We start from the raw sequence: 19,225 nt of genomic DNA, 5'->3' as shown, positions 1-19,225 counted from the left end.
GAGCCCGAGCCGAAGCCCGAGCCCGAGCCCGAGCCGAAGCCCGAGCCCGAGCCCGTCGATGAGCCCGAGCCCGAGCCGAAGCCCGAGCCCGAGCCCGAGCCCGTGGCTGAGCCGAAGCCCGAGCCGAAGCCCGAGCCCGAGCCCGTGGCTGAGCCGAAGCCCAAGCCCAAGCCTGGGCCCAAGCCTGAGGCCGAGGCTGAGCCGAAGCCCGAGCCGAAGCCCGAGCCCGAGCCCGTGGCTGAGCCGAAGCCCAAGCCCAAGCCTGGGCCCAAGCCTGAGGCCGAGGCTGAGCCGAAGCCCGAGCCGAAGCCCGAGCCCGAGCCCGTGGCTGAGCCGAAGCCCAAGCCCAAGCCTGGGCCCAAGCCTGAGGCCGAAACCGAGCCCGAGCCGGCGACACCGCCCACATCGGCGACGGCCCACCCGACCGAGGGTTGACCGCCTGACCCTGCGGTCGTCCATCGCGGGCCGCCGGGCCCGCGGCCCACGCATCGCCGGTCGATCCTTCGTGCCGGACGGGCTGCACGGCCGTCACCTCGTTGCGCTGGCGGGCCGTCGTGCTAGCATGCCCTCGGGGCTCCCACTCGGCGGCAAGAGGAACAGGCGTTCGACTCGATGGATCGGTTCGACAAGTTCACGGATCGCGCACGCAAAGTCCTGACTCTCGCGCAGGACGAGGCGCAGCGGTTCAACCACAACTACATCGGCACCGAGCACCTCCTGCTCGGTCTCGTCCGCGAGGGCGAGGGTGTCGCCGCGCGCGTCCTCGAGAACATGAACGTCGAGTTGCCGAAGGTGCGCACGGCGGTCGAATTCATCATCGGTCGCGGCGATCGGCCCGTCGTGGGCGAGGTCGGCCTCACGCCTCGGGCGAAGCGGGTCATCGAGCTCGCGATCGACGAGGCCCGGCGGCTCGGTCACAACTACATCGGCACGGAGCACCTGCTCCTCGGCCTCGTCCGCGAGGGAGAGGGCATCGCAGCCGGCGTGCTCGAGTCCCTCGGTGTCAACCTCGACAAGGTCCGTCACGAGGTGATCCGGGTCCTGTCCCAGAGCTCCGCGTCCGGTCCGACGCCGGAGACGAAGCGGGCGAGCAAGACGCCCACGGTCGACCAGCTCGGGATCAATCTCACGGACGCCGCGCGGGCAGGCAAGCTCGACCCGGTCATCGGCCGAGAGAAGGAGATCGAACGGGTCATCCAGATCCTCTCGCGGCGGACGAAGAACAACCCGGCCCTGATCGGCGAACCGGGCGTCGGGAAGACGGCCATCGTGGAGGGCCTCGCCCACCGGATCGTCAGCGGCGACGTCCCGGAGACACTGCTCAACAAGCGGGTCCTCACCCTCGACATCGGGTCGCTGGTCGCCGGCACCAAGTACCGCGGCGAGTTCGAGGAGCGGCTCAAGAAGATCATCGAGGAGCTCCGCAACACGAACGACGCCGTCCTCTTCATCGACGAGCTTCACACGCTCGTCGGGGCCGGAGCGGCCGAGGGCGCGATCGACGCGGCGAACATCCTCAAGCCACCACTCGCCCGCGGCGAGCTCCAGTGCATCGGCGCCACGACACTCGACGAGTACCGCAAGTACATCGAGCGCGACGCCGCCCTTGAACGCCGCTTCCAGCCGGTCATGGTCGAAGAGCCGACACTCGAGCAGACGATCGAGATCCTCAAGGGCGTCCGCGAGCGCTATGAGCAGCACCACAAGGTGACGATCACCGACGAGGCGGTGCAGGCGGCGGCCGACCTGTCGATCCGCTACATCACGGATCGCCACCTGCCGGACAAGGCGATCGACCTCATCGATGAGGCGGCGAGCCGTGTCCGCCTGCGATATGCGTCGGCTCCGCCGCCGCTCCGCGAGGCGCAGCGCGAACTCGAGCGGATCACGAAGGAGAAGGACGCGGCGATCAACGGCCAAGACTACGAGCAGGCCGCAACGCTCCGCGAGGCAGAGTCGGCGGCCAAGGACCACGTCGAGTCCCTGCGCGCGGAATGGCAGGGTCAGGTCGCCTCGGACCAGCCCACGGTGGGCGAACAGGAGATCGCTCAGGTCGTCGCGATGTGGACGGGCATCCCCGTCACCCGGATCGCCCAGGAGGAATCCGAGCGACTCCTCCACATGGAGGAAACGATCCACGGACGGGTCATCGGCCAGGAAGAGGCGATCGGGACGGTCTCGCGGGCGGTCCGCCGGGCGCGGGCCGGTCTCAAGGACCCCAAGCGCCCGATCGGCTCATTCATCTTCCTCGGTCCGACGGGTGTCGGGAAGACCGAGCTTGCGAAGGCGCTCGCCGAGTTCATGTTCGGGAGCGAGGACGCGCTCATCAAGATCGACATGAGCGAGTTCATGGAACGCCACAACGTGAGCCGGCTCGTCGGAGCGCCCCCGGGCTATGTCGGGTTCGATGAGGGAGGCCAGCTCACCGAGGCGGTCCGCCGCAAGAGCTACTGTGTGGTGCTCCTCGACGAGGTCGAAAAGGCCCATCCGGAGGTGTTCAATATCCTCCTCCAGATCCTGGAGGACGGTCACCTCACGGATGCGAAGGGCCGACGCGTCGACTTCCGCAACTCCATCATCATCATGACCTCCAACCTCGGCGCGAGGCAGCTCCAGACGAACTCCGCCCTGGGCTTCCGCTCCACCGGCGAGACGGCGGAGTCGAGAGCCGAGGCGTCGTACGAGCTCATGCGCGAGAAGGTCGCGGCCGAGCTCAAGAACAACTTCCGGCCGGAGTTCCTCAACCGGATCGATGCGACGGTCGTCTTCCGGAGCCTCACGGTGGAGGAGATCACCAAGATCGTCGACCTCATGCTGGCTCGCGTCCGCGACCAGCTACGAGCGCAGCAGATGGATCTCGAGGTCACGCAGGCGGCGAAGGAGCACATCATCAAGCTCGGCTACGACGCCGCCTACGGCGCTCGTCCGCTCCGCCGGGTCATCCAGAACATGGTCGAGGATGTCCTCGCCGAGCACCTTCTCCTCGGCCGCTACGAGCCCCACACGATGATCGTCGTCGACAAGGGCGAGGAGGCCGGCCTCGATATCCACGCCGCCGAGGTGAAGACTCCCGTCGAGACGCACTAGGCGACGACGGCTCCGGCGGCGGACGGTGGTGAAGGCCCAGAGTCGATACGTCTGCCAATCGTGCGGCGACGCCTTCGTGCGCTGGGAGGGGCAGTGCCGTTCGTGCGGCAGCTGGAACAGCCTCGTGGAGACGCTCGTCCGACCCTCGACTCGATCCGCGCGGGCGGCGACGGGCGGCGCGGGCCGGGGTGGGTCCAGCGCACCCCCGGTGGCGCTCGCGGAGATCGGGGACGCCGCAGTCCCGCGGATCGGGATCGGGATCGGCGAGGTGGATCGGGTCCTCGGCGGCGGCCTCGTCCCAGGCTCGCTCATCCTCGTCGGCGGGGAACCGGGGATCGGCAAATCGACGCTCGTGCTGCAGATCGCCGCGGGGCTCGCCCGATCCGCCGCGGACGGTGGGTCCACCGTCGTCTATGCGACGGGTGAGGAGTCCGCAGCCCAGGTCGCGCTCCGGGCGACGCGGCTCGGACTCACCCGGGGCGTCGCCGGTCAGTCGATCCGGGTCGTCGCCGAGAGCGAGGTCGGGCGCATCGTCGAGATCGCGCGGACGGAACGCCCTGGGCTCGTGGTCGTCGATTCGATCCAGACGATGAGCGTCGAGGAACTCGACGGGCCGGCGGGCAGCGTCGGACAGGTGCGGGAGTCCGCCCTCCGCCTCATGGAGCTCGCCAAGGGCGACGGCGTCGCGGTCGTGCTCGTCGGTCATGTGACGAAGGATGGCTCGATCGCAGGACCCAAGACGCTCGAGCACCTCGTGGACGCGGTCCTCACCCTCGAGGGCGAGCGATATGCCTCCCTGCGCCTGCTCCGGGCGACGAAGAACCGCTTCGGCTCGACCGAGGAGGTCGGCGTATTCGAGATGGGCGAGACCGGGCTCGGTGAGCTTGCCGACCCGGCGCGGGCCTTTCTCGGCGCAGGCCCGGCGGGCGCGCCGGGGAGCGTCGTCGTCCCGACGCTCGAGGGCAGCCGCCCACTGCTCATCGAGATCCAGGCGCTCGTGGCCTCGACGAGCTATGGGACGCCGCGCCGGATGGCGAGCGGCCTCGACCCGAACCGACTGGCGCTCCTCATCGCGGTCCTCGGGCGGCGGGCCGGCATCGACCTCGCGAGCCACGATGTCTACATGAACGTCGCCGGCGGGCTGTCGGTCGACGAACCGGCCCTCGACCTCCCGATCGCCATCGCCCTCGCATCTTCGCTCCGCGATCAGACGGTCCGCAGTGGGACCGTCGCCGTCGGCGAGGTCGGGCTGCTCGGCGAGCTGCGGTCCGTGACGGGTCTCGAACGACGCCTCCGCGAGGCCGCCCGGCTCGGCTTCGGTCGGGCGATCGTGCCCGTCGCCGCGTCCTCCGTGTCGCCTCCCGAGATCACCGGCCTCGAGGTGGTCGGCGTGGCGACCCTCGGCGACGCCCTGGCGGTCGCCTTCGACGCGACCCGCAGCGTCGCACCGACCGGGTGGCGCGCCTGAGGCGCGGCCGACGGGTGCACCGGACCATGGGGCAGGCGGCCGGCGAACACCTCCTGACGATGCGCTCTCGGCGATGCTAGGCTCTCCCGACGGCGCACGGGTACGCCGTCCACGAGTCGGGAGGACGGCGCCGTCGCACCGCCGACTCCCCGAGCGGATGAAGAGACGCAGGTGATCCGCAGCATCCGGTTCCTCGGCGCGGCCCTCGGGACGCTCGTGGGGCTCACCACCGCATCCATCGACGGCGGGCTCTTCGTCGGCCAGCAGTACGCCGGCGCATTCCTCGCGGCCTGGGTCGTCGCCTGGCTCGTCATCGGGTTCGGCGTGCTTCCGTACCTCACGGTCGTGCCGTCCGGATGGCTCCTCCGCCAGGTCCAGGAGCTCTCCACGGCCGAATTCGTGGCGGCGGTCATCGGCCTGCTCATCGGACTCCTCATGGGGCTCCTCCTCGGCCTGCCGCTCTCGAACATCGGTGGCCCGCTCGGTCAGTGGCTGCCCCTGGGGGTCTCGCTGTTCCTCGGGCTCGGGATGGTCGGCCTCACCGTCGCGAAGCGGGCCGACCTCGTGGAGGCCGCCGCGGCGATCGGCCTGCTCCGGCGAGTCGGTGCAGAGGTCGAACGCGGATCGACGGGAGAGCCGCACATCGTCGTCGACACGAGCGCCATCATCGACGGTCGGATCGCCGAGATCGTCGAGTCGGGCTTCATCTACGGCACGCTCGTCGTCCCACGGTTCGTACTCGAGGAGCTCCAGCACATCGCCGACAGCCCGGACACCCTCCGTCGCAATCGCGGCCGGCGCGGGCTCGAGATCCTCGCCCGACTCCAGAAGGACACCCCGACGCCGCTCGAGATCGCCGAGGAGGGCTTCCCGGAGATCGCCGAAGTCGACGCGAAGCTCGTCGCCCTCGCCAAGGAGCGGAGCCGGGCGATCCTGACCAACGACTTCAACCTCAACCGGGTCGCCGAGTTGCAGGGGATCCGGGTCATGAACATCAACTCGCTCGCGAACGCCGTGAAGGCCGCGCTCCTCCCCGGCGAGGATCTTCGCGTCCGCGTGATCCAGGAGGGCAAGGAGGCCGGTCAGGGGGTCGGCTTCCTCGACGACGGCACGATGATCGTCGTCGAGGGCGGCGCCCGATTCATGGATCGCGACCTCGACGTCGCCGTCACGCGTGTCCTCCAGACCGTCGCCGGCCGGATGATCTTCGCGCAGCCGCGGACGGATTGAACGGCATCGCGCGGCCACGCCCGTTCGACGTCGTCGTCGTCGCGGCGGGCGGGAGTCGACGGATGGGTGGGATCGACAAGCTCGACGCCGTCATCGGCGACAGACCGCTTCTTGCCTGGACGCTCGGCGCTCTTGGCACCGTTCCGAACGTCGGCCGGATCGCCGTCGCGGTGGCACCCGAGCGGGTCGCCGCCGTCGCGGCGGCCGCGTGGCTTCCGCCGTCGATCGCGGCCATCGTGCCGGGCGGTCGTCGCCGCCAGGACTCCGTCGCCGCGGCCTTCGACGCGCTCGATCCGCCGGATGAGCGGATCGTCGTCGTCCACGACGGCGCCCGTCCGGCGGTGAGCCACGAGCTCATCCTCGCCGCGATCGCGGCAGCGGAACGCCATGGGGCAGCGATCCCGACGCTGCCGATCGCGGAGACGGTCAAGCGGCTCGCCCAGGGCCGGGTCATCGAGACGATGGACCGGGCGGCCCTCGCTGTCGCCCAGACGCCCCAGGCTGTGCGAGCCGCCGCGCTCCGGGCGGCCTGGGCGGTCAATCCTCCGGACGGCCCGCTGACGTTCACCGACGAGGCCGCCTTCCTCGAGGCCGCTAGAATCCCCGTCCATGCGATCCCCGGCGACCCCTCGAACCTCAAGGTGACCGTGCCTGCGGATCTCGCCCGCGTGCGCGAGACGCTGCTCGCATCGACCAGCCCGCAGCCCGCCCTGGCGGACCGTCCGGTCCGGGTGGGGTTCGGAACGGACAGTCACCCGTTCGGTCCGGGCGAGCCCCTTGCGCTCGGCGGCACCACGATCGAGGGTGCGCCGCGCCTGGCCGGCCACTCGGACGGCGACGTCGCCCTGCACGCGCTCGCCGACGCACTCCTCGGTGCGGCCGGGCTGCCCGATCTCGGCCGCATCGTGCCGGCCGGCCGGGAGACGCCGCGCGGGATCGCCGGCCGACTCGTCGTCGGAGCCGCCATGGACCGCCTCGCCGCGGCGGGATATTCGCCGCTCTCCGTCGACCTGACGATCGTCGGCGCCCGACCGCGCCTGGCGGAGCGGCTCGACGGGATGCGGGACGCCATCGCCGGCATCCTCGGCCTGCCGGCCTCCGCCGTCGATGTCAAGGGATCGACCGGCAACCTCGGCGGCATGGAAGGGGCCGGTCGCGGCATGACGGCCCATGCGGTGGCCGTGATCGGTCACCTCGATCCTTCGGCGGCTACGGCGATGCGACGATGACGATCCGCCTGCACGACACCCTTACCGGCGAGGTGCGACCGCTCGTGCCGCTCGAGCCCGGACACGTCCGGATCTACTCGTGCGGGCCAACCGTCTACGGGCCGGCCCACATCGGCAACTTCCGGTCGTTCCTCTTCGCCGACATCCTCGTCCGATACCTCCGCTACCGCGGCTACCGCGTGACGTGGGTCATGAACATCACCGACATCGACGACAAGATCATCAAGGGCGCCGCGGCGAGCGGGATGTCGATCGGTGCCCTCGCGGACCGCTACATCGAGCGGTTCACGGCCGACGCGGCCGCGCTCGGGATGACCGTGCCGGACGTCCAGCCGCGGGCGACGGACCACATCGCCGCGATCGTGGAGCTCGTCCAGACACTCCTCGAGCGAGGTCACGCGTACCGGACGGAGGACGGCTCGATCTTCTTCCGCATCGCCTCCTGGCCGCGATACGGCCGCCTCGCGCGCATCGACGCGGCGAGCCTCCGGGTGGGCGAGCGGGTGGAGGCGGATGAGTACGGGAAGGACGACGTCCGCGATTTCGCCCTCTGGAAGGGTCCCAAGCCGGGCGAGCCGGTCTGGGAGACGGCGATCGGAGCGGGGCGTCCCGGTTGGCACATCGAATGCTCGGCGATGAGCATGGCGCACCTCGGCCCCACGTTCGACATCCACACCGGCGGGGTCGACCTCATCTTCCCGCATCACGAGGACGAGATCGCCCAGAGCGAGGCGGCGTCGGGGACCGAGTTCGTCCGGACCTGGCTGCACGGTGCGCACCTCCAGATGGGCGGGACGAAGATGGCGAAGTCGACCGGGAACATCGCCCGGGTCGGCGATCTCATCGAGGCGGGTGTCGCACCGCGGGCGCTCCGCTACGCACTCATCTCGGTCCACTACCGGATGGCGCTCGCGTACTCCGAGGCGTCCCTCTTGGCCGCCGAATCCGCCGTGGAGCGTCTCGACGCGGCCCTTGCCGCGCTCCGCACGTATCGCGGTGACGGTGCGGACGACGACTCGCTCGAGGCGGTGATCGAGGAGACCCGGGATGGCTTCGAGAAGGCCATGGACGACGACCTCAACGTCTCGCCCGCGCTCGCCGTGCTGTTCGACTTCGTCCGCGAGGTCAACCGGCGGATGGACGCCCGACGGCTGTCGACCGCCGACGCCGACCGGGCCGCCGCGCTCATCGCCGAACTCGACGCCGTCCTCGGCGTGACCGCATCGCCTTCGGACGACCTGCCGCCCGATGTGGCGGCGCTCCTCGACGCCCGCGCAGCCGCCCGGACCGCCCGCGACTGGGGCGCCTCCGACCGCCTTCGCGACGAGCTTGCGGAACGAGGTGTCCTCGTCGAGGACACGCGCGACGGTCAGCGATGGCGTCGGCTGGAGGTCGCGAGGCATGGCTGACCGACGGCGACCCGGCGGAGAGCGCGACCGCCCGACGGGCGGAGGGTCCCACCCGAGCGGGGACGGCCGCCGCCAGGATCGGGGGCCAGGCGGCTCGCGCCCGTCCGGCGGGGCCGCGGGGTCGTCGGGTCGGGGCGGACCGGGCGGACCGGGCGGACCGGGCGGACCGCAGCGTCATGGACCGCAGCGCGTTCCGAACCAGGCGCGAGGGCCGAGCCGGTCCGCCCCGTCGAGTTCACCGCCCGGAGGCGGGCGCCCGGATCGCGACATCGGGCCGACCGGACCCTGGCGATCGCCGGGTCCCGGGCATCCGGGAGGTTCCGGCGGCTCCCGGCCGCGCCCCTCGACCGACCGGCCGCGTCCCCCGTTCGATCGGCCACGCCCACAGGCCGACGGGTCGTGGCGGGAGCGACCATTCGCCGGCGGGCCACCGCAGGGTCGCCCGCGTGGTGATCCGTGGACCGCCGGGCCCCGCCCTGCACGCCAGACCGGCGGTCCACCTGCCGCCGTGCCTCCGCCCAGCGCCTGGCGTCCACCTCGGCCGGTGCGTGGCGACGACCGCCCGGGTCCGGGCGGTCATTTCCGGGGTTCGCGTGGCGGGTATCGCCCGCCGAACTCCGGCACCCCGTTCCAGGCGGGCCCACCGGCCAGCGGCTGGCGCCCCGTCCCGGATGCCGTCCCTCCGCTCGCCGACGGTGAGGAGATCGTGGCCGGGCGGCGGCCCGTCGAGGAGGCGTTCGTGGCCCGCCGGGACGCCGTCCGGCTCCTCGTCACCCCGCAACGCCGAGCGGCGCTCGAGCGGATCGTCCTCCACGCCACGAGCCTCCGGATCCCGATCGTGGAGGTCGAGGGCGGGACGCTCACGGCGCTGGCCGGCTTCGATGGCCACCAGGGGGTCGCGCTCGTGGTCGGTGCGCGACGGTACGCGACCCTCGAGGAGATGCTCGCCCGGGCAGGTGAACGAGGAGAGTCCCCGTTCGTCCTCGCGCTCGACTCGCTCGAGGACCCACAGAACGTCGGCACGCTGCTTCGGAGCGCCGAGGCCGCGGGCGTTCACGGAGTCATCTTCCCGACGCATCGCCAGGCACCGCTCACCCCTGCCGCCGTCAAGGCCTCCGCCGGTGCAGTCGAACATCTCCTCCTCGCGCCCGTGGACGACCTCGCCCGCGCACTCACGGACCTCCATGTCCGCGGGCTCCGCATCGTCGGGGCGGAGGCTGAAGCGCCACTCACGACGCGAGAAGCGGATCTCCGGGGCCCCCTCGTCGTCGTCGTGGGGAGCGAGGGCCAGGGGCTTGGACCAGCGATCCGGCGACGATGCGACCTCGTCGTCCGGATCCCGATGCGCGGCTCGATCGGTTCGCTCAATGCGGCGGTCGCCGGATCGATCCTCCTCTTCGAGGTGCTCGGCCAGCGCGATGCGGCGCGCGTGGACCAGCCGGCTTCGGCGACGACGGAGGCGGACCGACCCGCAACGACGCCGAGCACGAACGTTCCGAGCGCACCGCCGCCCGCCCGGCGGCCTCGCGCACGCCCTGCCGCCGCGGCGCGGAGGAAGGAGCCGCCCGCCGAAGCGCCGCTCCCGGGATCGGGGTCCGCGGAGGCGGGGATGCCCGAGCCGCCGCCCAGCGAGCCGCTCGCGGGATCCGTCGGCGTCGACCCGACCGCAGATGATCGACTCCTGCCCGGGGGTCCGGAACCCGCCTGAGCTCGCCTCGGACGATGCCTCGCGTCGCTTGACCCATGGCGGCGGTGGGCCCTATCATGCGCGAGCGCCAGGTTCCGCTGCGGTATGAGCCCATGCGCGCCGACGTAGCTCAATTGGTAGAGCAGCGGTTTTGTAAACCGCCGGTTCCGGGTTCGAGTCCCGTCGTCGGCTCCAACAGAACATTCCCGGATGGCGGGTCCACCACGATGCCGCAGCGTTGCCCGTCCGCCGTGTCCGCAGTGGGTAGGTTGAGCAGGTGGTGAGCTCCGCTGACTGTAGATCAGCCGTCTTCGACTGTGGGGGTTCGATTCCCTCCCTGCCCACCAACACACCAGCCCGCAGCGAAGGAACCGGGCCCACATAGCTCAGCTGGCAGAGCACTTCCTTGGTAAGGAAGAGGTCATCGGTTCGAGTCCGATTGTGGGCTCCACCCTCTCGGCACGGCACCATCGGCATCGCGCCGGTGCGCCCGGCAGATCCGCGGCCCCGCCGCCCAATCATGGAGTAGGACGCTCACGTGGCGAAGAAGAAGTTCGAGCGCACCAAGCCGCACGTCAACATCGGGACGATCGGTCACATCGACCATGGCAAGACGTCCCTGACGGCGGCGATCACGAAGTACCTCGCACTCAAGGGTGAGGCGGAGTACCGCGCGTTCGAGACGATCGACAACGCGCCCGAGGAGCGGGAGCGGGGGATCACGATCGCGATCGCCCACGTCGAGTACGAGACGGACAAGCGCCACTACGCTCACGTCGACTGCCCGGGCCATGCCGACTACATCAAGAACATGATCACCGGTGCCGCCCAGATGGACGGCGCGATCCTCGTCGTCGCCGCGACCGATGGCCCGATGCCCCAGACCCGCGAGCACATCCTCCTCGCCCGCCAGGTCGAGGTCCCGTACATCGTCGTCTTCCTCAACAAGGTCGACGCGGTCGACGACCCCGAGCTGCTCGACCTCGTCGAGCTCGAGGTCCGCGAGCTCCTCAGCAAGTACCAGTTCCCGGGCGACGACATCCCCGTCGTGCGCGGCAGCGCCCTCAAGGCCCTCGAGGCGCCCGACGATCCGGCGAACCCGGCATATGCCCCGATCGCGGCCCTCATGGATGCCGTCGACAGCTACATTCCGACCCCCGAGCGGGCGATCGACCGGCCCTTCCTCATGCCGGTCGAGGACGTCTTCGGGATCAAGGGTCGCGGCACGGTCGCGACCGGGCGCATCGAGCGCGGCATCGTCAAGGTCGGCGACGAGGTCGAGCTCATCGGGGTCAAGACGACCCGCAAGGTCGTCGTCACCGGCGTCGAGATGTTCAAGAAGCTGCTCGACGAGGGCCGCGCCGGCGACAACGTCGGCTGCCTCATCCGGGGCATCGAGCGCGACGAGATCGAGCGCGGCCAGGTCCTCGCCAAGGCGGGCTCGGTCAAGCCTCACACGAAGTTCAGCGCCCAGGTCTACGTCCTCACCAAGGACGAGGGCGGGCGGCACACCCCCTTCTACAACGGCTACCGGCCGCAGTTCTACCTCCGCACGACCGACGTCACCGGGGCGATCGGCCTGCCCGACGGCGCCGAGATGATCATGCCCGGCGACAACGTCGAGATGACCGTCGAGCTCATCACCCCGATCGCCCTCGAGACCGGCCAGCGCTTCGCCATCCGCGAGGGTGGCCGGACCGTCGGCGCCGGCGCCATCGTCAGCATCATCGAGTAGGACGATGGCGAAGGTCGAAGCCCGTCCCGTGATCCTCCTCGCCTGCACCGAGTGCAAGTCGAGGACGTACGCGACGCGAAAGAACAAGAAGAACGATCCGAACCGGATCGAGCTGATGAAGTACTGTCCACGCGATCGCCGCCATACCCTCCATCGCGAGGCGAAGTAGCGACCGTCACGGAGGCGCGTAGCTCAATTTGGCAGAGCTCTGGTCTCCAAAACCAGTGGTTGTCGGTTCGAGTCCGGCCGCGCCTGCCACCCCACCCCGTCAGCCGTAGAGAGAAGAACGACCCATCGTGGATCGAATCCGCCGCCTCATGGCGAACGCCCGTCGTTTCATCGACGAGGCGTGGTCCGAACTGAAGAAGGTCTCGTGGCCGACGCTCCACCAGACGCGCAACCTGACGGTGCTCGTGTTCGCCGTGAGCTTCGCCGTCGGGCTGTTCATCACGGTCTGCGACGCGATCTTCCTCAACGCCGTCAAGTTCCTGAGCAACGGCTAGGCGGATGACGATGACCGACACGAACAGCCCCGAGACGACCGTCCAGGCGCCCGAGAAGCACTGGTACGTCATCCACACGTACTCGGGCTATGAGAACAAGGTCAAGGCGAACCTCGAGCACCGCATCGAGTCGATGGGCATGGAGGACAGGATCTTCCAGGTCCTCGTCCCGATGGAGGACGAGATCGAGATCCGCCAGGGTCAGCGCCACACCGTTCAGAAGAAGGTGTACCCGGGCTATGTCCTGGTCGAGATGACGCTCGATCCCGACAGCTGGTTCGTCGTCCGCAACACGCCGGGCGTCACGAGCTTCGTCGGCGGGGCGAACATCCCGGGGATGCGCAGCGAGCCGGTCGCCCTCGCGGACCACGAGGTCAAGCAGATCCTCCGCCAGATGGGTGTCGAGACCCCGAAGTACCGTGTCGCCTTCACGAAGGGCCAGAGCGTCCGCGTCACGGACGGTCCGTTCGCCGAGTTCATCGGCACGGTCGACGAGGTGAATCCGGAGCGGAACAAGGTGAAGGTGCTCGTGAGCATCTTCGGTCGCGAGACACCGGTGGAGCTCGACTTCCTCCAGGTCGAGAAGCTCTAGAAAGGAAGCCGACGCCCAGTGGCGAAGAAGATCCGGATCGTCCTCACCCTGCAGCTGCCGGCCGGCAAGGCCACCCCGGCGCCTCCGGTCGGTACTGCCCTCGGGCCCCACGGCATCAACATCGTGGAGTTCACGAAGGCCTACAACGAGCGGACCGCGGACAAGGCCGGGCAGATCATCCCGGCTCAGATCACGGTCTTCGAGGACCGCAGCTTCACCTTCGTCCTCAAGACGCCGCCGGCGGCCGATCTCCTCAGGAAGGCGGCCGGCGTCGACAAGGGGGCGTCCACCGCCGGTCGTGCCGGCGTGGGACGCGTCTCCCGCGACCAGGTTCGCGAGATAGCCGCGACGAAGATGGCCGACCTCAATGCGAACGACGTCGAGGCGGCGATGCGCCAGATCGAGGGGACCGCCCGATCGATGGGCATCGAGGTCGTCGGCTAGACTGCGCAGCGTCTCCGGCGGCGCCATCGCGCCGGACGTCCACCCCACGCGACGGGGGAGGCCGGGCACGCTCGACCGCCAGCGCGAGGAATCGATCATGGCTCACGGCAAGAAATACCTCGAAGCGACGAAGCTCGTCGACCGCGAGCGCGTCTACGCCCCGGACGAGGCGGTGGACCTCATCAAGCGGACCACGACGGTCAACTTCGATGCGTCCGTCGAGGTCCACCTCCGGCTCGGCGTCGATCCGCGCCATGCCGACCAGATGGTCCGCGGCACGGTCGTCCTTCCCCACGGCACCGGCAGGAAGGTCCGCGTCGCGGTCTTCGCCCAGGGGGAAAAGGCCCAGGAGGCTCTTCGGGCGGGCGCCGACGAGGTCGGTGCGGAGGATCTCGTCAAGCGGATCGAGGCGGGCTGGCTCGACTTCGACGTTGCCCTGGCTGCCCCCGACACGATGGGGATGGTCGGCCGGCTCGGCAAGATCCTCGGTCGTCGCGGCCTCATGCCGAACCCGAAATCGGGGACCATCACCTTCGACCTCGAGCGCGCGGTCCGCGAGGTCAAGTCGGGCCGGGTGGAGTTCAAAGCCGACAAGGCCGGGACGATCCACGTCGCGGTCGGCAAGAGCAGCTTCGGGCCGGACGAACTCGTCGCCAACCTCGCCGCGCTCGTCGACGCCGTCAACCGCGCGAAGCCGACGGGCGCGAAGGGTCTCTACCTGCGCAGCCTGACGGTCGCGAGCACGATGGGCCCGGGCATCCGAGTCGACATGCCGGCACTCCTCGCCGTGGCCGCCGCGGCCTGACACCGCGCCCACCCACCATACGCGGTGACGGCCTCCGCCCAGGCGGCGGCGTGTCGCTCACAACAGAAGATCGACGGACCGCCGCAGACAGCCTGCGCCCGCGGACCGCCGGAGTCCGGCCATCGCGGTCGGGCCCGACGGTCGGGGCTCGATCCGCCGCACCGGACCGCCTGGCCGCATCGACCGGGTGGGGACGACGGCGAGCACGCCGAGGCAGGACCCAGCCGCCCATGCGGGTGGATGCGCCCCTGCAGTGTCGAAGGACCGTCGCAGGGGCGTCCGTGCGCCCGGAGCGATCCGGGCCCGCGGCGACCCACCGCCGCGTGCCGGCCGCACGCACGGACGCTGGGAGGTTCCCATGCCGACCGAGGCCAAACGAGCGACGATCGAGGCGCTGCGCGACGAGCTCGCCGGCAGCACCGCGCTCATCGTCTCCGAATACCGCGGCCTCAAGGTGGGCGAGCTCGCCGAGATACGGCGCGCTCTCCGAAAGCACGACGTGAGCTACCGCGTCGTCAAGAACCGGCTCCTGAAGATCGCCGCCGCTGACTCGAACGGAGCTGCCCTCGCGCCGCTCCTCGTCGGGCCGACGGCGATCGCGATCGGCCGGGGTGACGAGACGGCGGCAGCCAAGGCCGTCCTCGACGCGACCCGCCCGTTCAAGATCGTCCGCATCACCGGCGCCGTGCTCGGCGATCGGCGGATCGACGCCGATGCGGTGATCCGGCTGGCGGCATTGCCGCCGCGCCCGGTCCTCCAGGCGAAGCTCGCCGGCGCGATGCAGGCCCCGATCGCGACGCTCGCCGGCCTGCTGGCCGCGAGCATCCGGGATCTCGGTCATGCGCTCGCCCAGGTCCGCGACCAGAAGGCCGCCGCCGCCCGCTAGGACGTCCACCACCAGAACCCCGACGCTGTATCGAAGGAGTCCATCACCATGGCCGTTCTCACCCAGGACGATCTGCTCGAGGCCATCGACAGGATGACCGTCCTCGAGCTCTCCGAGTTCATCAAGCGTTTCGAGGAGCGCTATGGCGTCACCGCGGCGGCCCCGGTCGCGGTCGCTGCCGCCCCGGCGGCCGGCGCGGCAGCTGTCGCGGAAGCGGTCGAGGAACAGACGGAGTTCACCGCCATCCTCACGGAGGTCGGACCGAACAAGATCCCGGTCATCAAGGTCGTCCGAGAGCTGACCGCCCTCGGCCTCAAAGAGGCCAAGGACCTCGTCGACGCGGCACCGAAACCGGTCAAGGAGGGCGTCACGAAGGAGGAGGCCGCGAAGATCAAGGCTGCCCTCGAGGAGCAGGGCGCGAAGGTCGAGGTCAAGTAGGCGCGTCGCGCCATGCACGGACCCCGGTCCGGATCCGGTGGTCCGGGGCTCGTCCGACGGGGTGGCCGGCCGCGTGCCGCCACCCCGTTTGACATCTGCGGATCGCGCGGTATCCTACTCCTTCTGTGAGCGCGGCCCCCTCTTCCCTCGTCCTCCTCCGTCAAGGAGTGGTTCATGCTGTCTGCTGCTGAGTCGTCGACGCGCGCCCTCACGTCGTCAGGCCGGATCTCCTACGCCCGGATCGACGAGAAGCTCCCGATCCCGAACCTCATCGAGCTGCAGCTCGATTCGTTCGCCTGGTTCATCGATCGCGGGCTGCGCGAGCTGTTCGACGAGATCAGCCCGATCAAGGACTTCACCGGCAAGGTCATGGAGCTCCAGTTCCTCGAGTATGAGTTCGGGCCGCCCAAGTACACCGAGCTCGAATGTCGGACCAAGGACCTGACGTTCAGCAGGCCGCTCTACGTCAACGTGGAGCTCCTCATCAAGGAGACCGGCGAGATCCAGCGGCAGCGCGTCTACATGGGCGACTTCCCGACGATGACGGGCCAGGGAACGTTCGTCATCAACGGGGCTGAGCGCGTCGTCGTCAGCCAGCTCGTCCGGTCGCCCGGCGTCTATTACTCGGTCGATGGGGACCTCTTCAACCAGACCGGCCGCGAGCTCTTCGCGGCGAAGGTCATCCCGAATCGGGGCGCGTGGCTCGAGTTCGAGACGACGAAGACCGACCAGCTTTACGTGAAGGTCGATCGCAAGCGGAAGATCCCGGCCTCCACCCTCCTCCGTGCCGTCGGCTACGAGCACAACGACGAGATCAGCGCCCTGTTCGCGGCGGTCGACGTCGACCCCGACCACCCGTACATCGCGAACACCCTCGACAAGGACGTCACGCACACCCAGGCCGAGGCGCTCATCGAGGTGTACAAGAAGCTCCGGCCAGGCGATCCGCCGACCGGCGACAACGCCCGCCAGCTCGTGGAGAGCCTGTTCTTCAACTTCCGTCGCTACGACCTCGGCCGCGTCGGACGGTACAAGTTCAACAAGAAGCTCGACTCGGTCGCCGGCCGGCTCGGCATCGAGCTCCCGCGCGAGCAACGGACCATCACCCGCGAGGACATCGCGGCGATCGTCGGTCACCTCATCGAGTCCAACCGCGGACTCCACCAGAAGGACGACATCGACCATCTGGGCAACCGACGCATCCGCGCCAACGGCGAGCTCATCCAGAACGCGTTCCGCATCGGCCTCCTCCGGATGGAGCGGGTCGTCCGGGAGCGGATGACGATCCAGGAGATCGACAAGGCCACGCCGAACGCGCTCATCAACATCCGTCCGGTCGTGGCCGCGATGAAGGAGTTCTTCGGCGGGAGTCAGCTGAGCCAGTTCATGGACCAGACGAACCCGCTCGCCGAGCTCACGAGCAAGCGCCGACTCTCCGCGCTCGGCCCGGGCGGTCTGTCCCGCGAGCGAGCGGGCTTCGATGTCCGCGACGTCCATCACAGCCACTACGGCCGGATCTGCCCGATCGAGACCCCGGAAGGACCGAACATCGGCCTGATCGGCTCGCTGGCGACGTACGGGCGGATCAACAGCTACGGGTTCATCGAGACCCCCTACCGCAAGGTGAAGCGCTCGATCGGCTGGGACGACGCGGGGCTCCGCACCTACGAGGCGGGAGCAGACCTCGTCGCCCGGGATGGCACCGTCGTCCTCAAGGCCGGGGCGCCCTTCGACGATGCGGCGGCAGCCGAGCTCAAGAAGCAGAAGGCCCTCGCCTTCCCGATCCGTCCGGTCGTCACCGACGAGATCGAGTACCTCCCGGCGGACGAGGAGGAGGAGCACGTCGTCGCCCAGGCGAACGCCAAGCTCGACGAGCGCGGCCACTTCCTCGCCGAGCGGGTCCCCTCGCGACTCCGCGACACGTTCCCGGAGGCCCGGCCGAACCAGATCGAGTACATGGACGTGAGCCCCAAGCAGGTCGTCTCCGTGGCGACGGCGCTCATCCCGTTCCTCGAGCACGACGATGCGAATCGGGCCCTCATGGGCTCGAACATGCAGCGGCAGGCCGTCCCGCTCCTCGAGCCGGAGTCGCCGATCGTGGGCACCGGTATGGAGATCCGGGCGGCCCGGGACTCCGGCCAGGTGATCATGGCCGGGCGGGCGGGCGTCGTCACGAGCGTGACCGCCGAGCGGATCGAGGTCGAGACGGACACCGGGGAGCTCGACAGCTACCGACTCCAGAAATTCGTCCGCAGCAATCAGGGCACGTGCATCAACCAGCGGCCGATCGTCGATGTCGGCGCCCGGGTCGCTGTCGGCGATCCGATCGCCGACAGCAGCTCGACCGAGAACGGCGAGCTCGCCCTCGGCCGCAACGTCCTCGTCGCCTTCATGAGCTGGGAAGGCGGGAACTACGAGGACGCGATCGTCATCAGCGATCGGCTCGTTCGGGACGACCTGTTCACGAGCATCCACATCGAGAAGCACGAGATCGAGTCGCGCGACACGAAGCTCGGTCCGGAGGAGATCACCCGCGACATCCCGAACGTCGGCGAGGAGTCCCTCAAGGACCTCGACGAGGAGGGGATCGTCTATGTCGGGGCCGAGGTCCGGCCGGGCGACATCCTCGTCGGCAAGATCACCCCGAAGGGCGAGACTGAGCTGACCGCGGAGGAGCGCCTTCTGCGGGCGATCTTCGGCGAGAAGGCCCGCGAGGTGAAGGACTCAAGCCTTCGCCTGCCCCACGGCGAGCGAGGCAAGGTCGTCGAGATCCGCGAGTTCCGCCGCGAGAACAACGACGACCTGCAACCCGGCGTCAACCGGCTCGTCCGGGTGAGCGTCGCTCAGAAACGCAAGATCAGCGTCGGCGACAAGATGGCGGGACGGCACGGCAACAAGGGCGTCATCGCGAAGATCCTGCCCCAGGAGGACATGCCGTACCTGCCGGACGGCACGCCCGTCGACATCATCCTCAACCCGCTCGGCGTCCCGTCGCGGATGAACATCGGCCAGATCCTCGAGACCCACCTGGGCTGGGCGCTCCAGGCGCGCGGCGCCAAGGCGGCGACCGCGGTCTTCGACGGTGCGACCGAGGAGCAGATCCGCGAGGAGCTGCGCGAGGCGGGCCTGCCGGAGGACGGCAAGATCGTCCTCCGCGACGGCCGGTCCGGCGAGGCGTTCGACCGAACGATCACCGTCGGCTACATCTACATGCTCAAGCTCCACCACCTCGTGGAGGACAAGATCCACGCCCGGTCCACCGGCCCGTACAGCCTCATCACCCAGCAACCGCTCGGCGGCAAGGCCCAATTCGGCGGCCAGCGCTTCGGCGAGATGGAGGTCTGGGCCCTCGAGGCCTATGGCGCGGCGAACATCCTCCAGGAGCTCCTGACGGTGAAATCTGACGACGTCCTCGGACGCGTCCAGACATATGAGGCGATCGTGAAGGGGGAGGAGATCCAGCCACCGCGGGTCCCCGAGTCGTTCAAGGTCCTCATCAAGGAACTTCGGAGCCTCGGTCTCAACGCCGAGATCCTCGATCAGAACGACGAGGAGATCCCGCTCGCGGAGGACGACGCGTCGGGCTACATGCTCCCCGATCTCGGCGGGATCAATCTCGCCGGGTTCGAGGACTGACCGTCACGCGCATCCAGCAGCCGCATCTGACGCACCTGTCGCGGGGTCGGCGCTCGGCCGGCCCGGCCCCGCTCGC

General features: G+C 69.7%; 16 protein-coding genes and 4 tRNA genes. 19 read left to right on the top strand and 1 reads right to left on the bottom strand.

Annotated features, from left to right (window positions below):
* The coding region (locus IVW53_08310; GenBank protein MBF6605565.1) for a hypothetical protein at window positions 1-420 on the bottom strand (420 nt) is incomplete at its 3' end.
* 192 nt (window positions 421-612) lie between these two features.
* Here IVW53_08310 and IVW53_08305 point away from each other — a divergent pair.
* The 19 genes from IVW53_08305 (at window position 613) to IVW53_08215 (ending at window position 19,149) form a co-directional block, all read left to right on the top strand.
* The gene (locus IVW53_08305; protein MBF6605564.1) at window positions 613-3,087 is read left to right on the top strand and encodes an ATP-dependent Clp protease ATP-binding subunit; all 2,475 of its coding nucleotides are present in this window, start codon (window positions 613-615) and stop codon (window positions 3,085-3,087) included.
* A gap of 25 nt (window positions 3,088-3,112) precedes the next feature.
* Entirely contained in the window at window positions 3,113-4,555 is a 1,443-nt protein-coding gene (gene radA / locus IVW53_08300; GenBank protein ID MBF6605563.1) for a DNA repair protein RadA, read from the top strand.
* A 171-nt stretch (window positions 4,556-4,726) separates the two neighbouring features.
* Window positions 4,727-5,785 (top strand): PIN domain-containing protein, encoded by a 1,059-nt coding sequence (locus tag IVW53_08295; GenBank protein ID MBF6605562.1) that lies wholly within the window; start codon window positions 4,727-4,729, stop codon window positions 5,783-5,785.
* Complete coding sequence (gene ispF, locus IVW53_08290; GenBank protein ID MBF6605561.1) at window positions 5,782-7,014, top strand: 2-C-methyl-D-erythritol 2,4-cyclodiphosphate synthase; 1,233 nt, start codon at window positions 5,782-5,784, stop codon at window positions 7,012-7,014. Before IVW53_08295 ends, ispF begins: the two co-directional genes overlap by 4 nt.
* On the top strand, window positions 7,011-8,423 hold the full coding sequence (locus IVW53_08285; GenBank protein MBF6605560.1) for a cysteine--tRNA ligase: 1,413 nt from the start codon (window positions 7,011-7,013) through the stop codon (window positions 8,421-8,423). Before ispF ends, IVW53_08285 begins: the two co-directional genes overlap by 4 nt.
* Before the next feature lie 544 nt (window positions 8,424-8,967).
* A complete protein-coding gene (gene rlmB / locus IVW53_08280; protein MBF6605559.1) occupies window positions 8,968-10,131 on the top strand; it encodes a 23S rRNA (guanosine(2251)-2'-O)-methyltransferase RlmB in 1,164 nt (387 codons plus the stop codon).
* Between the two features lie 98 nt (window positions 10,132-10,229).
* Window positions 10,230-10,305 (top strand) — tRNA-Thr (locus tag IVW53_08275).
* A gap of 67 nt (window positions 10,306-10,372) precedes the next feature.
* Window positions 10,373-10,457: transfer RNA gene (locus IVW53_08270), tRNA-Tyr, on the top strand.
* Between the two features lie 28 nt (window positions 10,458-10,485).
* Window positions 10,486-10,561, top strand: a tRNA-Thr gene (locus tag IVW53_08265).
* Between the two features lie 87 nt (window positions 10,562-10,648).
* The gene (gene tuf, locus IVW53_08260; protein ID MBF6605558.1) at window positions 10,649-11,845 is read left to right on the top strand and encodes an elongation factor Tu; all 1,197 of its coding nucleotides are present in this window, start codon (window positions 10,649-10,651) and stop codon (window positions 11,843-11,845) included.
* A 4-nt stretch (window positions 11,846-11,849) separates the two neighbouring features.
* Entirely contained in the window at window positions 11,850-12,014 is a 165-nt protein-coding gene (gene rpmG / locus IVW53_08255) for a 50S ribosomal protein L33 (GenBank protein MBF6605557.1), read from the top strand.
* A 12-nt stretch (window positions 12,015-12,026) separates the two neighbouring features.
* Window positions 12,027-12,103 (top strand) — tRNA-Trp (locus IVW53_08250).
* A gap of 38 nt (window positions 12,104-12,141) precedes the next feature.
* Entirely contained in the window at window positions 12,142-12,348 is a 207-nt protein-coding gene (gene secE / locus IVW53_08245; GenBank protein MBF6605556.1) for a preprotein translocase subunit SecE, read from the top strand.
* 10 nt (window positions 12,349-12,358) lie between these two features.
* The gene (nusG, locus tag IVW53_08240; GenBank protein MBF6605555.1) at window positions 12,359-12,940 is read left to right on the top strand and encodes a transcription termination/antitermination protein NusG; all 582 of its coding nucleotides are present in this window, start codon (window positions 12,359-12,361) and stop codon (window positions 12,938-12,940) included.
* 18 nt (window positions 12,941-12,958) lie between these two features.
* Complete coding sequence (gene rplK, locus IVW53_08235) at window positions 12,959-13,384, top strand: 50S ribosomal protein L11 (GenBank protein ID MBF6605554.1); 426 nt, start codon at window positions 12,959-12,961, stop codon at window positions 13,382-13,384.
* Between the two features lie 94 nt (window positions 13,385-13,478).
* Window positions 13,479-14,189, top strand: coding sequence for a 50S ribosomal protein L1 (locus IVW53_08230; GenBank protein ID MBF6605553.1), 711 nt, complete (start codon window positions 13,479-13,481; stop codon window positions 14,187-14,189).
* Between the two features lie 358 nt (window positions 14,190-14,547).
* Window positions 14,548-15,075 (top strand): 50S ribosomal protein L10, encoded by a 528-nt coding sequence (locus IVW53_08225; GenBank protein MBF6605552.1) that lies wholly within the window; start codon window positions 14,548-14,550, stop codon window positions 15,073-15,075.
* Window positions 15,076-15,123: 48 nt separating this feature from the next.
* Complete coding sequence (rplL, locus tag IVW53_08220; GenBank protein ID MBF6605551.1) at window positions 15,124-15,513, top strand: 50S ribosomal protein L7/L12; 390 nt, start codon at window positions 15,124-15,126, stop codon at window positions 15,511-15,513.
* 174 nt (window positions 15,514-15,687) lie between these two features.
* The gene (locus IVW53_08215) at window positions 15,688-19,149 is read left to right on the top strand and encodes a DNA-directed RNA polymerase subunit beta (protein MBF6605550.1); all 3,462 of its coding nucleotides are present in this window, start codon (window positions 15,688-15,690) and stop codon (window positions 19,147-19,149) included.
* Window positions 19,150-19,225: the final 76 nt, after the last annotated feature.

The organism is Chloroflexota bacterium (assembly GCA_015478725.1).
Lineage (GTDB): Bacteria > Chloroflexota > Limnocylindria > Limnocylindrales > CSP1-4 > C-114.
The sequence above is the reverse complement of the archived record's forward strand: the minus strand, read 5'-3'. Positions and strand labels throughout refer to the sequence as shown.